Origin of the sequence: Adlercreutzia sp. ZJ138, from assembly GCF_011038935.1 — a bacterium.
Lineage (GTDB): Bacteria > Actinomycetota > Coriobacteriia > Coriobacteriales > Eggerthellaceae > ZJ141.
This window is the reverse complement of record NZ_JAAKEA010000027.1, coordinates 21,802-28,767: the sequence shown is the minus strand read 5'-3', so window position 1 is coordinate 28,767 and position 6,966 is coordinate 21,802. Positions and strand designations below refer to the sequence as shown.

6 protein-coding genes and 1 pseudogene are annotated in these 6,966 nt (G+C 56.0%); 5 read left to right on the top strand and 2 right to left on the bottom strand.

Annotated elements, in window-relative coordinates; translation table 11 throughout:
• Positions 1 to 137: 137 nt before the first annotated feature.
• Both G7Y43_RS09680 and G7Y43_RS10865 read right to left on the bottom strand, forming a co-directional pair.
• Positions 138 to 659, bottom strand: a complete 522-nt coding sequence (locus G7Y43_RS09680; RefSeq protein ID WP_241158239.1) for a hypothetical protein — start codon at positions 657 to 659, stop codon at positions 138 to 140.
• Between the two features lie 78 nt (positions 660 to 737).
• Positions 738 to 800, bottom strand: a pseudogene (locus G7Y43_RS10865) (zinc-ribbon domain-containing protein); the annotation flags it as partial.
• A gap of 119 nt (positions 801 to 919) precedes the next feature.
• Between G7Y43_RS10865 and G7Y43_RS09675 the strand changes: the two are divergent.
• The 5 genes from G7Y43_RS09675 (at position 920) to pheT (ending at position 6,890) form a co-directional block, all read left to right on the top strand.
• Positions 920 to 1,150: a helix-turn-helix domain-containing protein gene (locus G7Y43_RS09675; RefSeq protein WP_241158238.1), complete on the top strand. Its 231-nt coding sequence runs from the start codon at positions 920 to 922 to the stop codon at positions 1,148 to 1,150.
• A 677-nt stretch (positions 1,151 to 1,827) separates the two neighbouring features.
• Positions 1,828 to 2,001, top strand: a complete 174-nt coding sequence (locus G7Y43_RS10860) for a type II toxin-antitoxin system HicA family toxin (protein ID WP_370514689.1) — start codon at positions 1,828 to 1,830, stop codon at positions 1,999 to 2,001.
• A 47-nt stretch (positions 2,002 to 2,048) separates the two neighbouring features.
• Positions 2,049 to 2,495 (top strand): type II toxin-antitoxin system HicB family antitoxin, encoded by a 447-nt coding sequence (locus G7Y43_RS09665; RefSeq protein ID WP_165046206.1) that lies wholly within the window; start codon positions 2,049 to 2,051, stop codon positions 2,493 to 2,495.
• A gap of 593 nt (positions 2,496 to 3,088) precedes the next feature.
• On the top strand, positions 3,089 to 4,150 hold the full coding sequence (gene pheS, locus G7Y43_RS09660; RefSeq protein WP_165046205.1) for a phenylalanine--tRNA ligase subunit alpha: 1,062 nt from the start codon (positions 3,089 to 3,091) through the stop codon (positions 4,148 to 4,150).
• A 253-nt stretch (positions 4,151 to 4,403) separates the two neighbouring features.
• Complete coding sequence (gene pheT / locus G7Y43_RS09655) at positions 4,404 to 6,890, top strand: phenylalanine--tRNA ligase subunit beta (protein WP_165046204.1); 2,487 nt, start codon at positions 4,404 to 4,406, stop codon at positions 6,888 to 6,890.
• The last annotated feature ends 76 nt before the right edge of the window (positions 6,891 to 6,966 follow it).

Genomic DNA, 6,966 nt, shown 5'->3' with positions numbered 1-6,966 from the left:
GTAAATTGTACTTATGAGCTGGGATTATTATACCATCCATATGCTTTGCGAAGACTGCCATCTCTCTTGCCGATTGACTTTAGCAATGTGTGGACTAGGTCCAGGGCGAATTAATCAGTATTTCCCTAGAGAGGCTTCTAGCGAGTGAACAGGTGCTTCTCGTGCTTACTGTCGTATACAAGACACCCTGCGAGCGCTGCACATATGACGAGCGCCACCCAGGTGAAGGCACTTGGAGAGCCAAGAGAGAAGCCGATTCCGAAAACGTAGCTCTTCGGGAAAAACACAACAATGAGGTTATGAATAAGCAAGACGCCTGCAAGCCCTGCAAAGCCTATCGTGCCATTGAGTGCTGTATTCGCCTTGCGTGCGAGCGCAGCGTAAGCGAATCGTACAAGGAAGATAAAGCTTGCTACCATGATCGCGACAAGCAGCAGCATGCCCGCTACGCAGGCATAGGAGCTTAAATCAACTGCATGTTGTGCGAGCGCGATGGTTTCATCAATGAGCGTGAGCGACGATCCGATTCCATTCCACGAGGCGGCAAACGACATTGCTTGCGTCAGATTGAGCCACGGGGCGAATAAAGCAATGAGGATAACGATGGGCGATGCTGCAACGCTCACGAGTTCAAAAGCGCTCAGGTTCTGGATGCTCAAGCCAGCGCTTGCTGCTTGGGGGCTCTTTTCGGCGCTTGTTCTTATGCGTGCATTTGCGTTGGGTTGAGGTATTGTTTTGCCGCAATTTCGGCAAAAGTGTGCGTTGTCAGAAAGCACGGTTCCGCAAAACGGGCAGTACATTTCGATCCTTCCTCATGGATGGGTTGAAAGTGCGGGTTGCAACCCATCTTGTTCGGTGTATGTTTCGTCCAATCATATACTTCTTGAGTCCTATCGGACTCAAGAAGTATAGCTCAAGCATGTACTCTTTCTTCATGACACCATCAACGAGAAAAGCCATCGGTGCGAAGATTCGCAAGTTGCGGGAGGAAAGTAACCTCACGCAGGATAAGCTTGCCCTTATGGTGGGCGTTGAGCGTTCCTATCTCGCGAAGGTGGAGGCGGGAACGCGCAACGCTAGCATTGACGTGCTTGAGAAAATTGCTGGCGGGTTCGGTTTGTCACTCTCGGAGTTTTTCTCCGGAATTTGATAAGCTGCAGCCTGGTACCGTCCACACATCAGGGTTGTCAACTGTTGGCTCATAGCCGAACGGTTCTAAGTAGTTGTCGAGGAAGTAGCGTGCCGATTTAAGCGTGAATCCCTCGAGTTCCCACAAAACTATTTCATCTGTTTGATGAGCTGCGTACCTGACGGCTCGCGGTGTTTCCCCAGTGCCGCCCCTCAGGGTGATTGGCTCATGTGCGGCTGCGGCTGTGCGCATACCATCGGGAACATTCACGGTAGTTCTCCTTCCTTCCGGTGGCTTGGCGGATCGCTGAAGCTTTTCGGTATGGTGTCACCATAGATTTTTCGGCGGTCCTAAAAAAGAGATTTTGAAGGGGTAAAAGTTAATAATATGCGGCAGCTCAAGCGGGCAAAAAGAGGGATTATCATCTTGATCAGGTATTAGTACGTAATAGCCTTCTCTAGTGCAGCGTTTTATAATAAGAGCATTGTCTTGTGTACGACTTGAACAACAAACAAATGTTCGCTATAATGTCGTCATGGTTGGACAGCCGATCCTAACCTTAAGCAAATTAAGGGACAGCCTTTTGCGAAGCATTGCGATGTGGTGTTTAGCCGAAGGGAAGGGACCGGATGCGATTCTTGACTTATGAGATCCCTTCTAAAATTTTTAACTTAAGTGTATAATTACAAGGAGCTTGTATGGTTAAAAGAAGGGACCTTGTGCGAGAGCTCATTGAAGCGGGGTTTGTCAGCAGGGGTGGGAAGAGTCATGAAGTATTTGCAAAACCCGGTTTTCGAACCGTTGTTCCTCGGCATCGTGAGCTTAAAGAAACCACAGCACGAGAAATCAGGAAACAATCTGGTCTCGAATGACTAGGAGCAGAACTTGCGTTTAGCGAGCAAGAACGAAGGGGTGGGTCATGGTATACGTGTTTGAGTTTGAGATTGTCGAAGAAGAAGGCTGGTTTGTGGCTATTCCTTTCGATTTTAGTGGTGCGACACAAGGGGAAAGCGTTGCTGAAGCTTGTGAAATGGCGGCGGACTGGCTTAGGACTGAAATCGAATATCGCCTGATGAACAATGAGGTAATACCAGAGGCAACATTGGAGCACAAGCCACAAAGAGGCGGACGAGTGTTGCTTGTAGCGGTTGATGTGAGTCTCGATTCGGTGGAAAAGGTGAGCGCTAAAGACGCTGCGGTGCTTCTGGGGGTAACGAGGTCACGTATTTCTCAAATGGTAAAAGAGGGGCTTCTTACGGGTTTTCGCGTTGGCCGCGATGTGTATGTGACGCTTGATAGCATACGGGCTCGCATTGCAGAAAAGCCGAAGGTCGGTAGGCCGAAGAAAGACAAAGCATGCGCTTGATGTTGAATGTTGAATGGTTCGGGTTAAGGCGTGAGTGAGTTACGCGTTCTTCGCCATTGAGTTCGTGAAATTCCGCTGCACTGTGTAGGTGTGCGCTATACTACATGGTTACATGCGCTGACGAAGACAGTGGCATGCGTGGGCTTGCGCCGTCAGAGACGAACCTCACCGGCTGAAAGGGTTCGGGCGGCAAGTGCGTGCCAATTCCCTTCCGAGCAGCATGCCTGAAATCAGACGCGCCAAGCGTATGGCCGCTTCGCAACGGTGTAAGCACCGGTGAAGAACGCGAAGAACGCCACAGTGCGAGATGCAGCGCGAGATGCAAGTAGGGCATGACGGGTGCTTCCGTTATCAAGCGAAACGAGCGGGCGCAGCAACATGGCGCTTTGGCTTTCCGCACAGGCGTGTTCTTCGCGAACGTCCTGAATAAGTAGGTGAAGCCGCAAGGAGCCAGTGTGCATGCGTCAACCGAGGTGGTACCGCGAGAGCTCATCTCTCGTCCTTGGACCTGCGAAACTCTTCGTTTCGGGCATCCTGGGACGCGAGAGGGCTCTTTTTTGTTGCAGTTGTTGCGAGAGGAAGAAAGGCGAAGCATGGCACTTACAGATGAACTGGCGGCGCTGCGCGAGCAAACGCTCGCGCGTATTGAGGCGGCCGACACGTCGGCTGCGCTCGAGCAAGTGCGCGTGGCGGTTTTGGGCAAGTCGGGCACGCTCACGGGTTACCTGCGCTCTATGGGGCAGGTCCTGAAAGAAGAGCGTGCCGTTGTGGGCAAAACAGTAAACGAGGTTCGCGCAGCAGTAGAAGCGGCGCTGTCAGCGCGTAAGGCGGCACTTGCAGCGGCCGAACTTGAGGCGGCTATCGATGCGGCTGCCGTAGATGTGACGCTGCCGGGCCGCGCTCAGCAGATGGGCACACGGCATCTCATTAACCGCATCGCTGACGAGGTGTCCGACATCTTCTTAGGGCTCGGCTACCGCGTTGTCGAAGGTCCTGAAGTCGAAACCGACTACTACAACTTCACAGCTCTGAATGCGCCGGCCGACCATCCCAGTCGCAGCATGCAGGACACGTTCTATGTGCACGACCTGTCGGGCGACACTTCCAGGGTTCGTGGCGAGTCCGACGTGCTGCTGCGCACGCAAACGTCAGGTGTGCAGGTGCACTGCATGGAGGATCAGCTATTGCCCATCTACATGATTGCGCCGGGCAAGGTGTATCGCCGCGACGTGGCCGACCCCTCGCATCTGCCCCAGTTCCATCAAATCGAAGGCCTGGTCATCGACAAGGGTATTACCTTTGGTGATCTGAAGGGCACGCTCGATTACCTGTGCAAGCAGGTGTTTGGCCCCGAGCGCAAAACGCGCTTCCGTGCTCATTACTTCCCGTTCACCGAGCCGTCAGCCGAAGTAGATGTAAGCTGCGGCATTTGCCATGGCGAAGGTTGCCGCATGTGCAAGGGCACCGGCTGGCTGGAAATTCTCGGCTGCGGCATGGTGGATCCCAACGTGCTTGAAATGAGCGGCATCGACCCCGAGGTGTACTCGGGCTTCGCGTTCGGCATGGGGGTAGAGCGCATCGCTTGCCTGAAGTACAACGTCCCCGACCTGCGCATGCTGCTAGAAGGCGACATGCGGTTCCTACGTCAGTTCTAGGTTTCGTTGTTCTAACGAACAACGAAACGGTCGACGCTGCGGCCGGTTGAGGCACTCGATCTTCGTGGGATACCGAAGGCTCACGTACCGAAGTACGCTTCGCCTTCGCCATCCCACGAATCTCGAGCACCGCAACCGCCCTCGCTGACACTACGAACGACCGGTGATAGAAGAGAAAAACTCTCGTAGAGGCGATCACCTGATCGCGTTTCCGGCGAAACCGGGAAATGCGAATGAAGAGAAAGATAATCCAATGAAAGTATCTCTGAAATGGCTGTCCGAGTATGTGGACGTGCCTACTGATATAAAGGCGTTCTGCGACAAGCTCGATCTTACGGGCACGGGTGTGGAAGGTGTCGAAACGCTTGGTGCCACGTTCGACGGCGTGGTTGTGGGCTTTGTGGAAACCTGTGATCCGCATCCCGACAGCGACCACATGCACGTGGTTACGGTGAACGTAGGCGGGGCTGAACCCGTGCAGATCGTGTGCGGCGCGCCGAACATTGCTGCGGGAATTAAGGTGCCGGTGGCTACGGTGGGCGCGGTTTTGCCCGGCGACTTCAAGATCAAGAAGAGCAAGCTGCGTGGACAGGTAAGCTGCGGCATGTGCTGCAGCAAGCGCGAGCTGGGGCTTGGCACCGACCATGAAGGCATCTGGGTGCTGCCCGATGACGCACCGGTGGGAACGCCGCTTGCCGACTACCTGAAGCTCACCGATACGGTGCTCGATCTGGAAATCACGCCAAACCGTCCGGACTGCTTGAGCATGGTTGGCTTCGCGCGCGAAGTGGGCGCCATGTACCAGTGTGCATGGAAGAGCCCGCTTGCCGAAATGATGGGCGAAGGTGACGCAGGTGGCTTAGGGCTTGATGCGAACGCTGTGCCGGTCGACGTCGATGCGAGCGTGACTATCGAAGACCCTGTTCGCTGCCCGCGCTATGCTGGCCGCATCATCTGCGGTTGTAAGGTTGGTCCGAGTCCCGACTGGATGGTCGAGCGCCTGGCGGCCATTGGGCAGCGTTCCATCAACAACATCGTCGACGTGACGAACTACATTCTGTTCCTGTTCGGGCAGCCGCTGCACGCATTCGACCTTAATGCGCTCAAAGGTGCCGACGGCCATGCACACGTGGTGGTGCGTGCTGCGCGTGACGGCGAGGTGCTCACCACGCTCGATGGCGAGAAGCGCACGCTGACCTCCGACATGACTGTCATCGCTACGCCGGAGCACGGTGCGGTGGCGTTGGCGGGCGTTATGGGCGGTTTGGATACCGAAGTTACCAATGAGACGTGCGACATTTTCCTGGAAGCAGCTACCTTCGAGGCGGGCCGCACCAGCCGCACGAGCCGTAACCTCGGGCTTATTTCTGAAAGCTCCATGCGCTACGAGCGCGGTGTTGACGATCATGGCATTGATGCCCGTTCGGCTGCTGCAGCACGTCTCATTGCCGAGGTGTCGGGTGGCACCATCAGCTGCGCGAGCGGCAACGATGCTGGCATCATCGACGAATGGCCTACGCCATCGCCCGCACGCGAGCTTGTTTTCCGCATTCCGCGTTTCCAGGACATGATGGGTGCCGCTATTCCTCGCGACTTTATTGTTGACATTCTGCAGCGTTTGGGATGCGAGGTTTCCGACACTGCAGATGCCGATGTGCTTGCGGTTGTGGCTCCCACGTTCCGCCCCGACCTCGAGCGCGAGATCGACCTCTACGAAGAGGTGCTGCGACTCTACGGCATGGATCGCATTCCGCCTACGCTGCCGGGTGGCCGCGAGCGCGTGGGCGTGCGTACCGATGAACAGCAGAAGTTGGCGATTGTGGGCAACACGCTGCGGGCAAGCGGCATGAATGAAACAATGACCTACTCATTTGCCGAGCCAGGTGACATCGCTCGCTTGCGCATGAACGATCAGGGGCTAGGGCTGCCCGTTGAGCTACTGAATCCACTGAATGCCGATCAGTCCGTCATGCGTCAGAGCATCGTGCCAGGCCTGCTACGCAGCGTGTCGTACAACCAGAGCCACGGCGTGAAGAACGTGCAGCTCTACGAGATCGGCCTGGTATTCTCTGCCACCGACGGCAAGAAGAAGCCGAAGGAGCGCAAGAAGCTCGCGGGCGTGCTGGCAGGCGCTATGGGTGATGCATCGTGGAACAACACTCCAGCTGCGTTTGACTTCTTCGACGGCAAGGGCGTTGTGGAAAACCTCGCGCGCGAGTTGGCGCTGCCGAAACTGCGTTTCAAGGCGATGTCGTCCGATGACGCTCCGCATTTGCAGCCGGGACGCGCCGCCGAAGTGCTTTCAGGTGGTACGTCGCTTGGATGGGTTGGCGAAATCCATCCGCTTGCTGTTGCTGACTTCGAAGCGCAGGCGCCGGTGGTCGCTTTCGAGCTTGATGTTCATGCGCTTGTGAAGGCTTCTTGCCCTGCGCGTCCGTACGTCGACGTGCCCACGTTCCCCGCGGTTGCCATCGACCAGGCATTCGTGGTGGACGAATCAGTTACGCACGAGCGCATGACGCAGGTTATGACCAGCGCTGGCGGCAAGCTGCTGGAAAGCGTTCAGTTGTTCGACGTGTACCGCGACGCCGAACGCGTGGGCGCGGGCAAAAAATCCATGGCCTATGCGCTTACGTACCGCGCAGCCGATCGCACGCTTACGAGCGAGGAAGTGGAGCGTGCGCACGCCAAGCTGGTACAGAAGGTGTGTGGCGCGACGAAAGCCGAAGTTCGCGGCTAGCAACGGGTGACAAGCGATGAATGCGCACGTGGGTGCTGAAGGGGCTGCTTGTAACAGCCCCGCTTCACCGAGTGTC